Genomic DNA, 18,974 nt, shown 5'->3' on the forward strand with positions numbered 1-18,974 from the left:
ACTAGTCGGTAACAAGGGGCGACCTAACGCGCGAAGCAGCTCACGGTCCGTCCTGCCTACCTACCTACCAACTAGTCGGTAACTTGGGGGGCGACCCCGGCACGGGCAGCAGCTCGCGGTCCTACCTACCAACTAGTCGGTAACTGGGGGACGACTCGGCGCGGGGAGCAGCTCGCGGTAGACGTCGTCGAGGACGCCGGCCTGCGCGCGCCAGGTCCAGCCGTCGAGCAACCCCGGTTTCTCGTACGCGGCCCGGTAGCCAGCGGGGTCGGCCAGCACGGCGCGGACCGCCCGGACGAGGTCGTGCACGTCATCCGCGTCGTACACCTCGCCCTGGCCGGTCTCGCGGACCGTGGCCGCCATCGCCCGCACGTCGCTGACCACCAGCGGCAGCCGCGCCTGCGAGTACTCGAAGAACTTGTTGCTCAGCGCGATCTCGTGGTTGGGCAGGTGGCGCAGCGGGCTGACGGCACAGTCGGCGGCGGTCAGGTACGGGACCAGCCGGTCGTGGGGTACGTACGGCAGAAGGTGCACCCGGTCGGCCACGCCGAGTTCGGCCGCCAGCGAAGCGATCGGGTCGGTGCCGGCCCGGCTCCCGTTGGGGTGCAGCGAGACCAGCGCCAGATGCAGGCCCGGAAGCCGCGGCAGCCCCTGGACGACCAGGTCCACCCCGCGTACCGCGGTGATCCCGCCGCAGTAGGCCATCAGCGGGGTGTCCGGCCCGATGCCGCAGTCGGCCCGCAGCTTGCCGTCGGGCTCGCCGTCGGGAGCATCCGGGCAGTTCAGCACCACGGCCGGCGTCCGTGCGAGGCCATGGCGCTGCTGGAGCAGGTCGGCCAGGGCGGGCGAGACCGTGACGACGGCGTCGGCGTGCCGGGCGTACTCGCGCTCGTGGGCGATCTGGGCGGGCAACCAGCGTGGTTGGCCCGGGCGGCGGGGCATCCCGGCCACGTCCTCGTGCGCGTCCCAGACCAGGCGCACGGTGCGGCCGTGGGCGGCGGCGCGCAGCTTGGCCCGGGCGCCGACGCCGATCATCCGGTAGTCGTTGGCGTGGATCAGGTCCGGCGCCAGGTCGTCCACGATCGGGCCGAGGGCCAGCTCGTAGTCCCAGAGCGCCGGGTCGAGCCGCCGCCAGCTGCGCGCCCCGCGCGTCGCGGTCCACCAGGCGATCGCGGCGCGGTGCGAGAAAGAAAGTTCGTTCTCTCTCTCCGCCTCCAGCCGCCGCAGCTCCTGGTGGCGGAACCGGGTCCAGTGCTTGAGCACCTTGAGCGCGACCCGGCTTCGTAACAATCCGGCGCGGCGGATCAGTGTCGGGCGGCCCGTGGCCAGCTCACCGAACCGGGTGACCAGGTCCGCGCGGCGGGCGCGGACCAGCTGGAGGCGGTAGCCCGCGGTCGGCCCCGGCGGGTACGCGAGCGGCCGCCGCCACGACCGCCGGAACGTCGACCAGTGGTGCCGCAGCGGCGCGCGGATGCCGTACAGCCGCACCTCGGCCCGGCCGACCATCCACCGCTCGCGGGCGCTGCCCACCGCCGTCAGGCCGATCAGTGTCACGTCCCAGCCGGTCTCGGCCATCGAGCGGGCCTGCTTCTGCACCCGGGAGTCGCCCTCGACGCCGTTGTCGACGAGCATCACCACGCGGCCGCGAGACGTCACCTACACCTCAACTGCGGAACCTCCCCGGGGTTGCGCGACGATGCGCGGGGCGGCGCCGGCCACCGGCATCAGCGAGGCGTAGACCGCGTCGAGGACCATCGCCTGCCGCTCCCAGGTCCAGCCGTCGAGCAGGCCGGGCTGGGCGTACGCGGCGCGGTACTTCCCGGGGTCGGCCAGCACCGCGCGGACCGCCCGCAGGTAGCCGTCGCGGTCGCCGGCCGGGTAGACCTCGCCCTGCCCGGTCTCCCGGACCGTGGCAGCCATCGTGCGGCAGTCGCTGACCACGATCGGCAGGCGGGCCTGCGCGTACTCGAAGAACTTGTTGCTCAGCGCGATCTCGTGGTTGGGCAGGTGCAGCAGCGGGCTGACGGCCACGTCGGCGGCGGCCAGGTAGGTGACCACCTCGTCGTGCGGGACGTAGGGCAGGGCGTGCACCCGGTCGGCCACGCCCAGTTCGCGGGCGCGGGCCAGGTGCTCGTCGGCGGCGGCGCGGCGGCCGTTCGGCGGGATCGAGACCAGGGCGAGGTGTACGCCGGGAAGGTCGGTCAGCGCCTCGACCAGCAGGATGGTGTTCCGGGCGACGGACAGCCCGCCGCCGTACGCGATCAGCGGGGTGGTCGCGTCGATGCCACAGTCGGCCCGCAGGTTCCGGGCCGGGCGGCCGGTCGGCGTGGTCGGGCAGTTCATCACGACGGCGGGCAGCTCGGGCAGGCCGTGCTCGACGCGGAGGAGTTCGGCCAGCGCCGGCGAGACGGTGACCGCGGCGTCGGCGTGCACCGCGTACTCACGCTCGTGGGCGACCTGTGCGGGCAGCCAGCCGGGCCAGCCGGGGAACGGCGCCAGGCCGGGCACGTACTCGTGGGCGTCCCAGACCAGCTGGACCGTGCGGCCGCGGGCGGCGGCGCGCACCTTGGCCCGGGCGGCGACGCCGAGCATCTTGTAGTCGTTGGCGTGGATGATGTCGGGGCGCATCTTGTCCAGGACCGGGCCGACGGCCAGTTCCATGTCCCACAGGCTCGGGTCGAGCGTGCGCCACGAGCGCTGGCCGCGGAGGGTGCGCCAGAGCACGATCGACGCCCGGGTCAGCGGGGCCTTCGGGTTCTCCCGGGCGGCGGTCAGGCGCCTCAGTTCGCGTGCTCTGAGGCGTACCCACAGGTCCTGGAACTTGATCAGGACCCGGAGCGGCAGCAGCCGCAGCCGGCCGGCCAGCTCGGCCACCCGCCCGCCTCCGCCGCGGCGCTTCGCGGCCACCGACGCCAGCCGGAAGCGCACGTCACCGGCGCGCGCGGCGACCGTCTGCCGGCGGTTCGCGGCCAGGGCGGTGCTCGAGTACGCCAGCGGCCGGCGCGGCGACCAGCGCAGCTTGGAGTGGTGGGTGAACAGCGGTCGCCGGGTCGGCACCAGCTTGACCTGGGCGTCGCCGATCTTCCAGGCGACCTTGCGCGCGGACGGCGCGCACACCCCGATCAGCGTGACGTCCCAGCCCGCGGCGGCCGCCGAGCGGGCCGCCTTCTGCACCCGGGAGTCACCGTCGACGGCGTTGTCGACCAGCATGACCACTGTGCCGCGCGGCGCGCCGGGCGGATCGGAGACCCCGCCGAGCGGTTCGTTCATCGTCACGGTCATGTCGTCACTCCCACGGATCGGCGGCCCACGGTTCCGCAGGCATGCTCATCCCAACGGGGCCACCCGCTCACAGGAAACGCCGCAAATCACCTCATCGTGGTCGTCGCCCTCCGCGATCCGGAACGTGGTCCGCGGTGTCACGACCAGCCACAGCCCGCGCAGCGATCCGGCCGACACGAGCACCGCACGCCGGCCGTCGACCCAGCCCAGCCGCACGATCCCGGCCTCCGAGGTGGCGCTGACCCGGGCCACGCTCGGGCCGGACGCCCGATAGACCAGGTGCGATCCCTTGGCCAGCACGGCGGTCCGCCTGGTCAGGTACGGGAAGGTGGCGATCGGTCCGGTCGTCGACCGCCGGTCGGGGAACTCCTGCACCCAGAAGCCGGCCAGCGCGCCCTTGGTCACGTGGTACCAGAAGCCGGGCTGCCCGCCGATCCGGCGGCGCTGGTCGACCGGCGCGCTGGACGCCCGGCCCAGCGTGAGGCCGCGCCGGGCCCTTACTCGGCCGTCGGTGGTGCTGCGGAAGGCGACCCCGACGTGGGTGCCGCGGGAGAACCGGATGGTCGTGGTCACCCGGGCCATGGTGAAGTCGCCGTGCAGGATCTCGGCCATCGCGGCGAAGACCGGCTGCCCGGAGAGCGCGTGCAGATGCAGCAACTGGTTCACGTGGATGTTGTGGTACTTCTCGCTCGGCACGTCGCCGCGCAGGCTGTAGCTGGAGGCCCAGGACGGGTTGCGGAAGCCGCGGAGCAGGTACGTGTAGACGGTCCGGGTCGCCTCGCTGAAGATCGCCGCGGCGGCCGGCGAGCGGGTCACGTTCCAGTAGTCCCAGACGCCGTAGATCGCGAAGATGTGCCCGTTCAGCACCCGGGCCGAGGTCGCCGGGTTCGGGCCCGGGTACTCCTCCAGCCAGAGCCGCCCGGCCGCGTCCCGGTGGGTCGCCCACGGGACGCCGGCCGCGTAGCCGAGCTGCAGCGACCGGAACGCCCGGTCGGCCGCCCGGCGCCACTCGGCCGAGCCGGTCGCCTTGGCCAGCCGGATGAACAGCGACGTGGCCTGGCCCTGGGCCATCGCCGAATACCAGGGCGCCCTCATCGTCAGGCCGATGCCCGAGCTCAGCGGGAAGTCGAAGCGGTACGGGAAGTACCAGGCGCCCCGGGCGTCGACGTGGGTGTCGGCCAGCCGCCGCGCCTGCCGCTGGGCCAGGTCGAGGTACCAGGAGTCGTGCGTACGCCGGTAGTTGTTGACCAGGGCCAGGCCGTACTGGGCCTGGGCGACCGGGTGGTTCATCTTCCGGCCGCCGGTGATGCCGGGGTGCACGAACATGCGTACGCCCTGGTTGTCGACCACCCCGGTGTACTTCTTGGGCAGCTGGCCGCCGTCGTGGTAGGGCCAGGCGTTGACGCCGGCTTCCCGGGGCCCGAACGTGGTGGCTGCTTCTGCTCGTCCCGGGAAGATCAGGGTGGACAAAACGGTCAGCAGAACCACGATTGGTCTCACCCGTACAAACTCGTGCACCGGGGCTTTTCCGACCGGCGAACGCGGGGCGGTAATCCGTTAGAGGGACCCGCGGGACTGCCACGTGCACAGACAGACCTTGTTGCCCTCCGGGTCGGCCAGCACCCAGAAGCTCGGCGCCTCCGCGTCGCTGACCAGGGTGCCGCCGGCGGCCAGGGCGGCGGCGATGCGCGGCCGCACCTGCTCCGGGTCGAGCCACAGGTCGGGGTGCCAGCGCTGACGTGGCTCCTCGTCGCCGCTGTCCTGGAACCAGAACGCCGGCAGCGCGTCGTACGGATCGGTGATGTCGTCCTCGGCCGTCTCGTACCCCATCACCGCGGCCCAGAACGGCATGACCCGGCCCTTGGCCGGGCTGTCCAGCGCGAACTCGAGGCGCGACACGGTGGTGTTCTCGGTGGCCAGGCCGGCCGCCGCGGCGATCTCGGTGATCTTCCGGGCCATCCGGATGTCGCGGCCGGTGATCGCGCCGACGTCGTGGCTGCGCAGCCGGACCGCGACGTGGGTGTAGCGCAGGTCGAGGTCGGGGTGGTGGTCGGCCGCCTCGGCGGCGGCGCCGATCGCGTCGACCAGCGCCAGCCCGGCCGCGAAGTCCTTGGTGGCGATACGGGTCTGCAGGCCGCCGAGCATGGTGGTCCAGCCGGTCAGCCCTTGGTCGGCGATCTCGTCACCGGTCAGCTTGGTCATCCGCTAATTCTCGGAGAACCGCGGCCAGCCCGCACGGTCCCATTCGATCTCGCGGATCTGCATCCGGATCACGCCGCCGGCGTTCGCGTCGTAGTAGTGGTGGACCATGTACCAGCGGCCGTGGGTGAAGATCACGTCGGGCGCGCCGGTGCCGATCTGGTTGCCCCGGCCCGCCAGCACGATCGTGCCGCCGCCCCGGGCCAGCGGCTTGCCGTCCCGGTCCAGGTAGGGCCCGTCCGGCCGGGTCGCCCGCCCGGCCACGGTCTTGTACGTGCTGTTCACGCCCTGGCAGCAGAAGTCCCACGACGCCAGCAGGTACCAGTACCGGCCGTGCTGGAAGATCTGCGGGTTCTCGATCGGGTCGGGCGGGTTCTGCGGGTGCCGGGCCACGTCCAGCACCGGCCCGTACGGCGTGGTCATGTCCTTGAGCCGTTGCATCTTGATGCCGTCCCAGAACGAGCCGAACGTGATCCACCACTGCCGGCCGTCGTTGAAGACCATCGGGTCGATCGCGTTGTAGTTCTTGCTCCCGTCGCTCGTCAGGATCGGGCCGAGGTCGTGCCAGGAGCTCAAGATGCCCGGGGTACGGGTCCGGGCCGCGCCGATGGCCGAGGTGTTCGTGCCGAAGGACGACGCGGCGTAGTAGAGGTAGAACCAGCTGCCGCGCTGGACCACATGCGGGGCCCAGAGATGGTTCACGCCGTACGCACGGGTCCACCCGGGCAGCGCGATCGCGCCGAGCGACTCCCAGGGGCCGGCCAGCTTGCCGCGGGAGCGGCGGGCGAAGATGCCGCCCGGGTCGGCCGGGTTGAGCACGCCGGTGGAGAAGACGTAGTAGGTGCCGCGGTCGGCGAAGACGGTCGGGTCGTGCACCGGGTCGTCGATCACGCCGGGCACGAAGTCGCCGATGGCGCCGGTCATCGGCAGCTTGCCACGTTCCTCACCGCTTCCCGGGCCGCCGGCCGGTGTTCCGAGCATGGTGAGACTCAGCAGGGCCGCGGCGACCGCCTTCAACGCGAACATCAATCCAGGGTGGACCTCCGTCCCGAGGTAGGGCTAGACCTACCTCAGCTCGATATTCAGCCCCAGTGCGTCGAAGCCCGCCGATTTCTACCGTCTCAGTCATGCCATTCTTCGCACTCCTGCTGACCCTCGTGTCGCTGGTGGCCCCGCCTGCATCGTCGTCGTCGCTCTCCTGGGGCGCGTGCGGCGACGACCAGCTCGGTAAGGCCTTGACCCAGGCCGGCGCCACCTGCGCCACGCTGACCGTGCCGGTCGACTACCAGCGGCCCTCGGCCGGTTCGGTCAAGGTGGCCATCACCAAGATCAAAGCGACCGATCCGGCCCACCGGCGCGGCGCGCTGCTGGTCAACCCGGGTGGTCCCGGGGCCAGCGGGCTGGAGCTGGCCGCGTTCGCCCCGCAACTCTTCCCCGAGCTGCTGGCCCAGTACGACGTGATCGGGATGGACCCGCGGTTCACCGGTCGCAGCGAGGCCATCGAGTGCGACTGGAAGACCGACACCTTCGTGCGGTCGGCCGGACCGGACCGGCGCTCGTACGACCGGAGCGTGGCCCTGATGCGGACGCTCGCCGCCGGCTGCGCGGGGGACACCGGCCGGCTGCCGCACGCCACCACCCGCAACACCGCCCGCGACATCGACCGCCTCCGGATCGCCCTGGGCGAACCGAAGATCAACTACCTGGGCTTCTCGTACGGGACCTATCTCGGCGCCGTCTACCTGCAGATGTTCGGGGCGCACGCCGGCCGGTTCGTGCTCGACAGCGCGGTCGACCCGGCCGTCTACGGTCCGTCGCTGTTCTCGCGCAACGCCCCGGCCATGCGGGACGCGCTGGTCCGGTGGGCCGCCTCCGCCGCCACCCGGGACGACACCTACCACCTGGGCGCCACCGTCCCGGCGGTGCTGGCCACGGTCGACCGGCTGCACCAGGTGCGGCAGGTCGGCTCCTACCGGGTGGACGAGTCGCTGCTCCCGGCGTACTTCTTCAGCCGGCTGGCCCAGCCCGATTACGAGACGATCTCCACCGAGCTGACGTTCTTCGGGAAGACCGGCGCCCTGCCGGAGTCGCTCGAGGCGTTCCTGCGCGGCTTCTATACCGGCGTGGGCAACCCCTCCGACCGGTACGGGACGCCGATCCTGTGCGCCGACCGACCGGCGTCCCGCGACACCGACAGCTACTACCGGGACATCGCCGCCCACCGCCGGGCCGAACCGTTCTTCGGGCCGCTCACCCGCAACATCTCGCCGTGCGCGTTCTGGCCGGTGCGCGGGACCGAGCCGCCGACCGACCTGCGCAACGACCGGCCGGTGCTGGTGGTCGGGGCCGACCACGACCCGATCACGCCGTACCCCGGGCAGCTCGCCATGCGCCAGCGGCTCACCGGCTCGTCGTCGGTCACCGTCCAGGGCGTCTACCGGCACACGGTCTACAAGGTGGCCGGCAGCGCCTGCCTCGACCATCTCGTCACGTCCTACCTGCTCGGGTCGTCCGTGCCCCGATCGTCGATCTGCCCGCCTCCCACCTGACGCCTACTTGAGTAACGGCTCCGCCTGCCGATAGGGAGAGGGTGAAGCGCCTGCCCACCGTCGCGGTGCCCGCGATCGCCGTGATCGCGGGCCTGCCGACGTTCCTGGGCTGGTCCTTCGCCGGCACGGCCTACACCGTCGGGTTCGCCCTGTTCGTGGTGCTGGCGTGGCTCGGCGTGCGCCGGCAGACCGGGCGCGCCCGCCTCCCGTACGCGCTGATCGCCTCCGCCCTGACCGCCTGGCTGGCCGGCGACCTGCTGGACGCGTTCCTGAGCTGGCGATTCGACCAGGCGTTCGAAGCCTCGCCGGCCGACGCCCTCTGGATCGCCGGATATCCGCTGCTCACCGCCGGCCTGATTCAGCTCGTCCGGCTGCGGGCGCCCGGGCGCCTCCGCGAGGCCGTGCTGGACGGGCTGGCCATGACCGTCGTGGTGTCCACGCTGTTCTGGCGGTTCCTGATCAGCCCCGCCATCGTGGCGGACGACTTCGGGCCGGCCCAGATCCTCGGCATCCTCTACCCCTTCGGCGACGTGCTGTTCTTCGTCGCCGGCGCCCTCCTCGTGCTCGCCCCCGGCGGCCGCAGCGGCCCCACCCGGTACCTGGTCGCCGCGCTGACCATCACGTTCTTCGGCGACGTCACGATCTCGCTCACCCCGTACTGGTTCCCCGGCTTCGACGACTCCCGCCTCGACGGCCTGCTCCTGCTGGCCAACAGCCTGCTCGCCGCCGCCCTGCGCCACCCGTCGGCGGCCCGCCTGGCCGAGCCCGCCACCCTCGACGCCGACGAACGCCTCCACCCCGGCCGCGTCGTCTTCCTCGGCGTCTCCCTGCTGGCCCTGCCGTCCCTGACCGACCTGCAGATCAGCGACACCGTCCTCGGCCGGGCCGAGATCATGACCGCGATGGTGCTGCTGACCGCGATCGTGCTGACCCGCTTCATGCTCGTCGTCCGGGCCCAGGAACGCGGCCGGTCGGCCCTGTCCCACCGCGCCACCCACGACCAGCTGACCGGGCTGATCAACCGCCAGGAGCTGCACCACCGGCTGACCACGGCGTTAGGTCGCGCCTCAGGCGGCGGTCCCGTGGTGCACTTCCTCGACCTCAACGGCTTCAAGCCCATCAACGACCGGTACGGGCACGCCGCCGGCGACCGGGTCCTGGTGGAGGTGGCGCGCCGGCTGCAGGCGACGGTCCGGGCGACCGAGACGGTGGCCCGCCTGGGCGGCGACGAATTCGTCGTGGTCTCCCCCACGGCGGCCGGGGCGGCCGGCCTCACGAAGCGCCTGCGCCAGGCGATCGAAGAGCCCATCGTCTTGTCCACAGCACCCACCTTCTGTGGACAGCCACAAGCCGAGCCTCCCCTTCCGAGCTACATTCTCGCCCACCCAGTGAACGGGGTGGGGGTGGCGGCGGGGCCCGCGCCCGCGAAGTCGATCTTGAAAACCTCGCCCCACGACCCATCCTGGCCGGGCGACCCGACCCTGCCCCCGCGCGACCTCATCGAGGCGGCCGCGCCACGACTCGTCGCCGCAACACCCAACGCCATCGCGTTCCCACTCGCCGCCACCGCGTCGCCCCACGCTGCCGCATCGCCGCACGCCACCGGATCGCCCCACGCCGCCGCGCCACCTAACGCCGCCGCGCCACCTAACGCCGCCGCGCCGCCCCACGCCGCCGCGCCGCCCCACGCCACCGCGCCGCCTCACGCCACCGCGCCGCCTCACGCCACCGCATCGCCCCACGCCACCGCGCCGGCCAGCGTCGCCACGCTCCCGCCCGCCGCCACGCTCTCGCCCGCCGCCACGCCCGGTAAGCCGGTCTCGGTCACCGTCCAGGTGAGCATCGGGGTTGCCGTCGCGGGCGCCCTCACCAACCCGACATCCGACTCGCTCCTGGCCGCCGCCGACGCCGCGATGTACAGCGAAAAGGCCCTGACCTCATAATATTGACAGGCTTGACTTTTACAACGTTGAACGCGGATGCTCGTGGAAACGCTCTCTCGGATCCCCCATGCCACCGTGGAGTGCAAATGAGGCTTCCCCGCGTACCCATCGTCATCGCTCTTCTCGCCGTCGCGGCGCTCGCCGCCGTGCGAACCGCACCATCCGCCGAGGCCGCGCAGGTGATGCGCGCGGCCGATCCCAGCGTGCTCCGGGTGGGCAGCACCTACCACTCGGTGCAGTCGACCGGCGGGGGCATCAGCGTCCGCTCGGCCTCCTCCCCCGACGGCCTGGCCGGTGCCACCGCCCGGCAGGTCTGGTCGGACACCCGCAACCTGGGCGAGATCTGGGCGCCGGAGTTCTCCATGGAGGGCGGCCGGTTCTACATCCACTTCTCGGGGGGCCGCAGCGCCGCCCATCGGATGTACGTGATCAGCTCGACCAGCGCGGCCGCCGGCTACGGCGCCGAGACGAAGGTGGCGCTGCCGGACGACCGGTGGGCCATCGACGGCAGCATGTTCACGTTCAACGGGCAGCGCTGGTTCGTCTGGTCCGGCTGGGCCGGCGACACCAACGTCGAGCAGAACCTGTACATCGCCCGGATGAGCAGCCCGAGCGCCTCGACCGGGGCGCGCTACGTGATCAGCCAGCCCCGGGAGTCGTGGGAACGCGTCGTCGGCAACCCGTTCATCAACGAGGGGCCCGAGCCGATCCGGGACCCCAACGGGCAGTTGCACATCACGTACTCGGCGAACGGCTCGTGGAGCGACCAGTACTGCATCGCCGACCTGCGGCTGCGGGCCGGCGGCGACCCGACGTACGTGTGGGACTGGTACAAGTCGAACGGCTGCCTGTTCGGCTCGAACCGCAGCACGATGATGGCCGGCTGGGACCCGACGGTGAACGTGAACGGGCCCGGGCACCACACGTTCGTGCTGCTCAACGGCGACATCGCGACCAGCCCGCCGGCCGGGCCGCGGTTCCCGCTGATGTTCCACGCGGTCCCCAAGGGCACGCCGTACTCGTGGGCCAACCGCTACTGGTACACGGGCACGTTCTGCTGGTGGGGCAACGTCACCTACAGCCGGGCGAACGTGCCGGGCCCGAACACCGACACCGGGTTCGGTCTCAAGTTCTTCGAGTGACCGGCCGCCCGCCCTCGAGGGCACGGGCCAAATCGAGGTCGCCCGTTCGCGGACGGCCTCCCTCACCCCTCCGCCGTCAGGTCGCGTAGGGATCGCGGATCTCCCGCGGCTGAAGCGCCGGCGCGGCCAGTTCCCGCAACGCCGGCGAAGCGACGTAGAACCGGCCGCGAGTCTGACCACGCTGTTCCAGCATCCCGGCGCCGACGAGCGCGCGTAGGTCGCGTGTCGCCTGATCGTCGGTCAGATCTTCGTCGTGTTGGTAAACCGTCCGACGCACGCGTCCGCCGGTCGCCGCGAGCTGCAACGCGCTGACGACGCGCTCATCCATTCCTTTGCGGGCGGCCCACGTCTCGAGCAGGTCCCAGAGCCTCCCGGCCTGAGCGATCCGCTGCCGGACCAGCTGGGCCTGCTGGTGATGCGAACTCAGGCAGAACCTGATCCACGCGCCGGTCTCGCCTTCCGGTTCCCACACCGGCCCGCCGACCGTGCCGAGCGCGTCGTAGTAGGCGTACGTGTTGCGGCCGGTTCCGAGCCACTCCTCGATCGACGAGAACTCCGGCGCGAGGACGCCGTTCCGCGCCAGCACCAGGGTATGCAGGCAGCGGGACATCCGGCCGTTGCCGTCCCGCCAGGGATGGATCTTCACCAGGTTGAGGTGGGCCATCGAGGCCTGCACGACGACCGGCAGGCCGGCCGCCTCGGTCGAGAGCCACTCCACCAACTCGCCGACCAGGCGCGGCACATCGTCGGCCTCCGGTCCGGTGTAGACCCGGCGGCCCGTCCGCGCCTCGTCCACGAAGATGTCACCCGGTCGGAAACGACCTGGCCAGCGGCTCAGATCCTGCTTCATCATCATGAAGTGCAGCGCGTTCAGCAGCATGTGGTGCCAGACGAACTCCCGCGAGCGGGCGAGCTGCCGCACGTAGGTCAGGGCGTCGCGGTAGCCGGTGATCACGTCCCAGGTGTCGGCGTTCGTCTCCATCGGCTCTTCGCCGGCCACAGCCGCGACGGCGTCGTCGAGCCCGACCCGGTACCCCTCGATGGCGTTCGAACCTTGAACGGCTCTCGCGATCAGGCTTCGCCGCAGCTGATCGATCGAGCGGTGCGAGTCGACCACCTGGTGGCGAACCACGTCCCACAGGTGGTCGATCTCGGTCAGTACCCGCTGGTCGTCTCCGCTCAGCGCGGTGGCCTGGTTGATCACGCGGTGATGTCGGCTCAGGAGCGGGTGGCGATGGCCTTGCGGAGGGCGGCCAGCATGCTGTCCCGGAAGGTGATCATGGAGGGGGCGCGGTCGGCCAGGAAGTTGTCGGCTCCGTGGTACATGCCGGGGACCACGACCAGGTCGGTGGGGACGCCGGAGAGGGAGAGGCGGCCGGCGTACTCGACGTTCTCGGCGTGGAACAGGTCGAGGTCGCCGACGCCGATCCAGGCGGGGGCCAAGCCCTTCAGGTTCTCGCGGCGCGCCGGGACCGCGTACGGCCGGGGCTCCTCGGCGCCGGGGCGGTGGCCCAGGTAAGCGGTCCAGCCGAAGCGGTTCGAGGCGGGAGTCCAGACCAGCTCGCCGGTGCCGATGTGGTCCTGGCGCAGCACCGTGCGGTCGTCGAGCATCGGGTAGATCAGGGCCTGGAAGGCCAGCGGCACGTCGCGGTCGCAGGCCATCTGGGCGACCGCCGCGGCCAGGCCGCCGCCCGCGCTGTCGCCGGCCACGGCGATGCGTGACGGGTCGACGCCGAGCGCCTCGGCCTGGGCGTGGATCCAGGTCAGGGCGTCGAAGCAGTCGTTCAGGCCGGCCGGGAACGGGTGACCGACGGCCTTGCGGTAGTTGACGCTGACCACCAGGACGCCCAGGTCGGCGGCGATCCGGCTGCAGATCGGGTGGTAGGTCGACGGGTGGCCGATGACGAAGCCGCCGCCGTGGATGTAGAGCACCGCGCCGGACGGCAGGGCCCGGGCCGAGGGCTGGTAGACGAAGACCTCGGGCGGGCCGGGGCGCCGGTCGACGGTGACGCCGGCCTCGACCGGGCCGGCGGGGAGCGGGATGCGCGCCATCGCCCGCACCATCGTCCGGGACGTGATCTGGAACGGGGCGTAGAGGACCGGGTGGCGCAGGTCGGCCGGGACGGGGCCGATGGCCCGGCGTTTCGCGAGCACGGTCCGCACGCCGGCGGCCACGAGCGCCGCACCCGCCACCAGCGCAACGCCGCGCAGAAGCCGCTTCACGAGAACGAACCCTAGCGCCATCCGTGGTCCCCGGTGGGAGGAGCGGAGAGCAATGCTGACTCGTTGTCCGTTATGGCGGGTAGAGTCCCGTCGGTTGTTTTGCCCGGTAAATGCGAAAGGCACTACTTATGACGAGCGCGCCACGCCTCCTGGTGATCGTCGCCAACGGCATCACGGGTGACTCCCGGGTGCAGCGGACGGCGATCGCCGCGGCCCGGGCCGGGTGGGACGTGACGCTGCTCGGGGCGGGTGGGCGCGGGCGGCGCGTCGAGTCGATGATGGGCGCCGTACGGATGATCCGGCTGCCGATGACCACGACGTACGCGGCGCACTCCCGCGGGCCCCGGGTGCTCCCACTGCTGCTCCAGTCGCATCGGCACACCCGGGAGAGCGTGCGCGCCGCGCATCAGGCCTGGTTGCGGCAGGCCACCGCGCGGATCGGCACGCTGCGTACGGGTGGCCGCGGCCCGTCGGTGGCGGTGCGGCTGCCGCTCAGCAAGGCGCTCGGCGCCGTCGTCCGGAGCCGCCGGGTGATGCATCGGATGCGGATGAAGGCGTTCCGCTGGCAGGAGCGGCAGGCGGGCAAGCCGACCGGTGACTGGCGGCGGGACTGCCCGTCGCTGGTCGACCTGGACCTGGTCTTCGGCCCGGTGATCGAGGAGCTCAAGCCGGACCTGATCCACGCCAACGACATCACGATGATCCACACCGCGGCGCTGAGCGCGGCCCGGATGCGCGGCCGCGGTGAGAAGGTGGCCTGGCTGTACGACGCCCACGAGTACGTGCCGGGCGTCGAGTCGTGGCAGCCGGCGGCGCGGCGGGCGTATCGGGAGATCGAGCGGCGCTTCATCCGGCACGCCGACGCCGTGGTCGCGGTGTCACCGGAGATCGCCGGCCTGCTCAGCCGCGACTACCACCTGCGCGAGACGCCGCTGGTGGTCCGGGACGCGCCGATCCGGGACACGATCGGCGCCGCCGACCCGAGCCCGTCGGTCCGCGCGACGTGTGACCTGCCCGACGACGTGCCCCTGCTGGTCTGCGCCCACGGTCACGACCTCGGTGTCGCCGTGGCCGCGCTGACCGAGTTGACCGGCGTCCACCTGGCCGTCATCGCCGGCGACGGGACCGCCGTGCTGGCCCAGGCCGGCCAGCTCGAGGTGGCCGACCGCGTGCACGTCATCCCGTACGCGCCGCAGCAGGCCGTGCCCGACTATCTCTCCACCGCCGACCTGGGCCTGATCTGCTCCCGCCGCAGCGAGGCCGAGCTGGCCGACTACCTGCACGCCCGCCTCCCGGTGGTGGTCGGCGACGTGCCCACGCCGGCCGAGTTCGTCCGTACGCACGACGTGGGCGAGGTGTCCGCCGCGAACGACCCGGCCGCCTTCGCCGCGGCGGTCCGGTCCGCGCTGGCCCGGCGCGCCGAGCTGGCCGCCCACATCACCGAGCCGCTGCTGGCCGAGATGTCGTGGGAGCACCAGGCGGCCGGCCTGACCGAGCTGTACCGCCGGATCGCCCCGCGCGCCCCGGAGGCCCCGCGACCGGATCTGCCGTGGACGGCCGGCGAGGACACCCGCCGGGCCGGCGCCGCCCAGGTGGCCAAGCTGCCGCGCCGGTGGCGCCCGCTCGACGCGGCGTCCCGGGTCCGGCTGGGCCTGGGCGTGGCCAACTACGCCGGCCAGCTCGCCGCGTTCGCCCAGGCGATCTGCCGCGACCACGCCGACGTCACCGCCGAGGTGTCGATGCGGCAGCACAGCGGCTCGTTCACCTTCCCGGCCGACGTCTACCTGGACGTCGACCAGCAGGGCGAGCTCACCACCCAGGTGGCGCAGATGCAGCGGATCCTCGGCCGCTACACGCACCTGATCGCGGACGCCTTCCTGCCGGTCTTCGGCCTGCTCAACGGCAACACGATCGAGGGTGACCTGCCGGCCGTGCGGCGCGCCGGGATCCGGGTGGCGCTGCTGGCGCACGGCAGCGAGCTGCGGCACCCGGCCCGGCACCTGCGCATCCACAAGTTCTCGCTGTTCCACGACGTGCCGGAGGGGCGGATGCGGCAGTTCACCGCGAACGCCGACCGGAACAAGCGGATCGCCGAGTCGAGCGGGCTGCCGCTGTTCGTCACCACCCCCGACCTGCTCGACGACCTGCCCACCGCCACCTGGGCGCCGCTGGTGGTCGACGTGGACGCCTGGGCCAGCGACGTGCCGGTGATGGAACGGCCGCGCCCCAAGGTGTTGCACGGGCCGTCGCAGCGCTGGACCAAGGGCACCGACCGGATCCTGCCGACCCTGAACCGCCTGCACGACAAGGGCGCCATCGAGCTGGTGCTGGCCGAACGGGTCAGCTGGGACGAGATCCGCGAGATGGTCAAGTCCTGCGACATCGTGGTCGACCAGTTCGCGGTCGGGTCGTACGGCACGCTCGCGGTCGAGGCGATGGCCGCCGGTCGCCCGGTGGTCGGCTACCTCGACGAGCGCGTGCACGCGGCCGCGGGCGTGCAGCCGCCGATCGTCAACGCCACGCCGGACACCCTGGGCGCGGCGCTGGAGTCGCTGCTGGACGATCCGTCCCGTACGGCGAAGATCGGTTTCGAATCGGCCGCGTACGCCCGCGACACCCACGACGGGCGCCGCACCGCCCAGGCGTTCGCCGGCTTCCTGGAGTCGTAGGCCGCCGCGGCTAGCTCGCGGTGCCGGCCATCAGATAGGCGCGGACCTCGACGCGGGCCTGGTGGATGCGCGAGCGCACGGTGCCCTCGGCGATGTCGAGGTGCCCGGCGATCTCGCGATAGTCGAGCTGGCAGACGTCACGCAGCACCAGGGGCGCCACGAGCAGCGGGCGGCGCTCCTCCAGCCGGTCGAGCGCGTCCAGCAGGTCGAGCCGGGACCCGGCGATCACGCTGGTCGTCCGCGGGTCGGACGGCTCCACCGGCAACACGTCGTGCGCCTGCTCGCGGGCCCGGCGCTGCAACGATCGGTACGTCTGCCGCGCGCTGTTCGCCACCACCACGTGCAGCCAGGTGGAGAACCGCGACCGGCCCTGGAAGCCGGGGATCGAGCGGGCCACCTGCCACAGCACGTCCTGGCAGGCCTCCTCGGCGTCCTGGAAACAGGGCAGGAACCGGGCACACCGGCGCAGCACCTGCGGGCGGATCGCGGCGAGCAGCGCGTCCAACGCCGCGGCGTCGCCGGAAGCCGCCCGTTGGGCGAGTATTTCCTGGTCAACCATTGATTGCCCCCGTGGCAAGCTCGGCCAAAATCGCCATTGTGCCCACCGGACACAATGTGCCCGTGTCGATTCCTGCCCGGATCGGGCGATACCGCGTCGAGCGCCGGCTCGGCTCGGGCGCGTTCGCCACGGTCTGGCTGGCTACCGACGACGCGCTCGAGTCGCAGGTGGCGATCAAGGTGCTGGCCGACAACTGGTCGCACCACCCCGATGTCCGCGCGCGCTTCGAGCAGGAGGCGCAGATCCTCCGGCGGGCCGACTCGGAGCGGCTGGTGCGGATCCACGACTACGGCGAGCTGCCCGACGGGCGGCCGTACCAGGTGATGACGTACGTCTCCGGCGGCACTCTGGCCGACCGGCTGGCCGCCGGGCCGATGGGCGTACGCGAAGCCCTGCGAACCGCCGCGGCGATCGCCCGCGCCACCACCGACCTGCACGACGCCGGCGTGCTGCACCGCGACCTGAAACCGTCCAATGTGCTCCTCGACCCGGTCCGCGGCCGCGTGCTGGTCGCCGATCTGGGTCTGGCCAAGACCATCGCGTTCGCGTCCGGCTTCACCGTGGCCGCGGGCACGCCCGGCTACATGGCGCCCGAACAGGCGCGCCCGGGCGGCGGTCTGGACGTGCGGGCCGACGTCCACGCGATCGGCGCGATGGCGTACCAGATGATCACCTCGACGGCCCCCGACGGCGCCGGACCCACCGCACCCTCCCGGCTCCGCGCGGGCGTGCCGCGCCGGGTCGACCGCGTCGTGCTGCGCGCGCTGGCCACCCAGCGTGACCGTCGCTGGCCGACCGCGGCCGCGCTGGCCGACGCCCTCGACGCGGCCGCCGGTCACACCCCTCGCCGCTTCTCCCGGCTGCCCGGCGTGCTGGCCGGCGCCGCCTGCCTGAGCCTGCTCACCGGAGCTACGGCCGACCCCTCATGGGTACGGGTGACCGACACCACCGGCAACGTGTCGATCGCCGTGCCGCCCGAGTGGGCCGGCCAGGCCCAGACCGAGGGCTGGAACCCGGACGACGTGGGCCTGCGCGCCGGCCGCCACCCCGGCCTGGCCGTGGCCGCCGACCTGACCACCTGGCGCACCGAGTACGGCGGCGGCCCCGGCGTCTTCGCCGGGACCGCCGACACCCTGACCGGCGCCCGGCTGCCGCAACACCCCCGTTGCGCCCGGCAGCCGGACCGCCCGATCACCACCGCGTCCGCCACGGGCACCGTGACCCGCTGGACCGGCTGCGCCGGAACGTCCATCTCGTACAGCGAGGTGCGCCTGGGCCGCGCCTACATCCAGATCAAGCAGACCGGCCCCGACGACCACACCGACGAACTGATCCGCGGCCTCTACTCCGATGCCGCCGGCCCGGCCCTGGTTCGCCCTCATCGATAACGAACCGATAACACGGCCAGGACCCGCCACCGTCGCGAGCAGTGGTAGGGCACCACGGCATCGCGGCCCCGAATACCGTCACGCCCTACCACTGCCACGAACAGTGGCAGGCCAAGACGGCATCGCCCGCCTGGACGTCGTCAGGATCCGGCGGGCGTGAGGAATCGGGTCAGGGCCGCGGTCAGGGCGTCGGGGTTCTCCTCGGCCACGTGGTGGCCCGAGTCGATCGGCTCGCCGCGCAGGTCGTCGACCCACGGGCGCCAGACCGCGACCGGGTCGCCGTACAGCCGCTCCATGTCGTCGCGGGCCGACCACAGGTACAGCGTGGGGCACCGCACGGTGCGGCCGGCCCGGCGGTCGGCCTCCTCGTGCTCACGGTCGACGCCCAGGCCGGCGCGGTAGTCCTCGAGCATGGCCCGCACGGTGTTCTCGTCGTGGATGGCCGCGTGCGTCTCGCGGTAGTTCTCGGCGCCCATGCGGTCGGGGCGCACGTTGGCGTACCAGGCGTCGGGGTCGGCGTTGATGACCCGTTCCGGCGTGGACGGCTGCGCGAAGAAGAACCAGTGGTACCACTCCCGGGCGAAGGTCGCGTCACAGCGGGCCAGGGCTTCACTGATGGGTACGCCGTCCATCACCACGAGGCGGTCGACCGTGCCCGGGTGGTCGAGCGCCAGCCGCAGCGCCACGTAGCAGCCCCGATCGTGGCCGACCAGCGAGAACGTCGGGTGGCCGAGGGCCGACATCAGCCGCACCAGGTCGCCGGCCACGGCACGCTTGGACTGCTGCGAGTGGTCGGCGCGGATCGGCGCCTTGCCCGACTGCCCGTACCCCCGCATGTCGGGGCAGACGACCGTGAACCCCCGTTCCACCAGCTGCGGGGCAACCCGATGCCAGGTCGATCCGGTACGCGGATGCCCGTGCACCAGCAGCACCGGCGGCCCCTGCCCGGCGTACCGGACCCGAAGTTCCACCTCGCCGACGTCGACCCGCTCGTCGGTAAAACCCTCGAACATCAGCTGA

The 18,974-nt window shown here is 72.4% G+C and carries 14 protein-coding genes; 5 read left to right on the plus strand and 9 right to left on the minus strand.

What is annotated here, in order from left to right; genetic code table 11:
* Positions 1-132 precede the first annotated feature (132 nt).
* From AB0M54_RS15550 to AB0M54_RS15570, 5 genes are read right to left on the minus strand one after another with little or no spacing between them, the layout of a single operon-like run.
* Entirely contained in the window at positions 133-1,656 is a 1,524-nt protein-coding gene (locus AB0M54_RS15550) for a glycosyltransferase family 4 protein (RefSeq protein ID WP_364471628.1), read from the minus strand.
* Positions 1,657-3,282, minus strand: a complete 1,626-nt coding sequence (locus tag AB0M54_RS15555) for a glycosyltransferase family 4 protein (RefSeq protein ID WP_364320872.1) — start codon at positions 3,280-3,282, stop codon at positions 1,657-1,659.
* Positions 3,283-3,327: 45 nt separating this feature from the next.
* A complete protein-coding gene (locus tag AB0M54_RS15560) occupies positions 3,328-4,782 on the minus strand; it encodes a D-glucuronyl C5-epimerase family protein (RefSeq protein ID WP_364471631.1) in 1,455 nt (484 codons plus the stop codon).
* Between the two features lie 57 nt (positions 4,783-4,839).
* The gene (locus AB0M54_RS15565) at positions 4,840-5,484 is read right to left on the minus strand and encodes a 4a-hydroxytetrahydrobiopterin dehydratase (protein WP_364320866.1); all 645 of its coding nucleotides are present in this window, start codon (positions 5,482-5,484) and stop codon (positions 4,840-4,842) included.
* A gap of 3 nt (positions 5,485-5,487) precedes the next feature.
* Entirely contained in the window at positions 5,488-6,507 is a 1,020-nt protein-coding gene (locus tag AB0M54_RS15570; protein ID WP_364471634.1) for an arabinan endo-1,5-alpha-L-arabinosidase, read from the minus strand.
* 101 nt (positions 6,508-6,608) lie between these two features.
* Here AB0M54_RS15570 and AB0M54_RS15575 point away from each other — a divergent pair, with 101 nt between their 5' ends.
* From AB0M54_RS15575 to AB0M54_RS15585, 3 genes are all read left to right on the plus strand, one after another.
* Positions 6,609-8,030, plus strand: a complete 1,422-nt coding sequence (locus AB0M54_RS15575) for an alpha/beta hydrolase (RefSeq protein ID WP_364471637.1) — start codon at positions 6,609-6,611, stop codon at positions 8,028-8,030.
* 41 nt (positions 8,031-8,071) lie between these two features.
* Positions 8,072-9,973, plus strand: coding sequence for a GGDEF domain-containing protein (locus tag AB0M54_RS15580; RefSeq protein ID WP_364471640.1), 1,902 nt, complete (start codon positions 8,072-8,074; stop codon positions 9,971-9,973).
* Between the two features lie 86 nt (positions 9,974-10,059).
* Complete coding sequence (locus AB0M54_RS15585; protein WP_364471643.1) at positions 10,060-11,115, plus strand: glycoside hydrolase family 43 protein; 1,056 nt, start codon at positions 10,060-10,062, stop codon at positions 11,113-11,115.
* A gap of 76 nt (positions 11,116-11,191) precedes the next feature.
* On the opposite strand, the gene AB0M54_RS15590 is transcribed toward AB0M54_RS15585, so the two are convergent.
* Together AB0M54_RS15590 and AB0M54_RS15595 are read right to left on the minus strand one after the other, a co-directional pair.
* Positions 11,192-12,319: a Fic family protein gene (locus AB0M54_RS15590; protein WP_364471646.1), complete on the minus strand. Its 1,128-nt coding sequence runs from the start codon at positions 12,317-12,319 to the stop codon at positions 11,192-11,194.
* Positions 12,320-12,333: 14 nt separating this feature from the next.
* Positions 12,334-13,338, minus strand: a complete 1,005-nt coding sequence (locus AB0M54_RS15595; protein ID WP_364471649.1) for an alpha/beta hydrolase — start codon at positions 13,336-13,338, stop codon at positions 12,334-12,336.
* A gap of 128 nt (positions 13,339-13,466) precedes the next feature.
* On the opposite strand from AB0M54_RS15595, the gene AB0M54_RS15600 reads away from it, so the two are divergent.
* Positions 13,467-16,007: a glycosyltransferase gene (locus tag AB0M54_RS15600; RefSeq protein WP_364471652.1), complete on the plus strand. Its 2,541-nt coding sequence runs from the start codon at positions 13,467-13,469 to the stop codon at positions 16,005-16,007.
* A 10-nt stretch (positions 16,008-16,017) separates the two neighbouring features.
* Here AB0M54_RS15600 and AB0M54_RS15605 read toward each other — a convergent pair whose 3' ends face one another.
* The gene (locus tag AB0M54_RS15605) at positions 16,018-16,566 is read right to left on the minus strand and encodes an RNA polymerase sigma factor (protein ID WP_364320841.1); all 549 of its coding nucleotides are present in this window, start codon (positions 16,564-16,566) and stop codon (positions 16,018-16,020) included.
* Between the two features lie 62 nt (positions 16,567-16,628).
* Here AB0M54_RS15605 and AB0M54_RS15610 point away from each other — a divergent pair, with 62 nt between their 5' ends.
* Positions 16,629-17,954, plus strand: coding sequence for a serine/threonine-protein kinase (locus tag AB0M54_RS15610; protein WP_364320839.1), 1,326 nt, complete (start codon positions 16,629-16,631; stop codon positions 17,952-17,954).
* Positions 17,955-18,094: 140 nt separating this feature from the next.
* On the opposite strand, the gene AB0M54_RS15615 is transcribed toward AB0M54_RS15610, so the two are convergent.
* Positions 18,095-18,967 carry an alpha/beta hydrolase gene (locus AB0M54_RS15615; protein ID WP_364471655.1) on the minus strand — a complete coding sequence of 291 codons (873 nt, stop codon included), beginning with the start codon at positions 18,965-18,967 and terminating at the stop codon, positions 18,095-18,097.
* Positions 18,968-18,974 lie beyond the last annotated feature (7 nt).

Source organism: Actinoplanes sp. NPDC051470, from assembly GCF_040682035.1.
Taxonomy (GTDB): domain Bacteria; phylum Actinomycetota; class Actinomycetes; order Mycobacteriales; family Micromonosporaceae; genus Actinoplanes.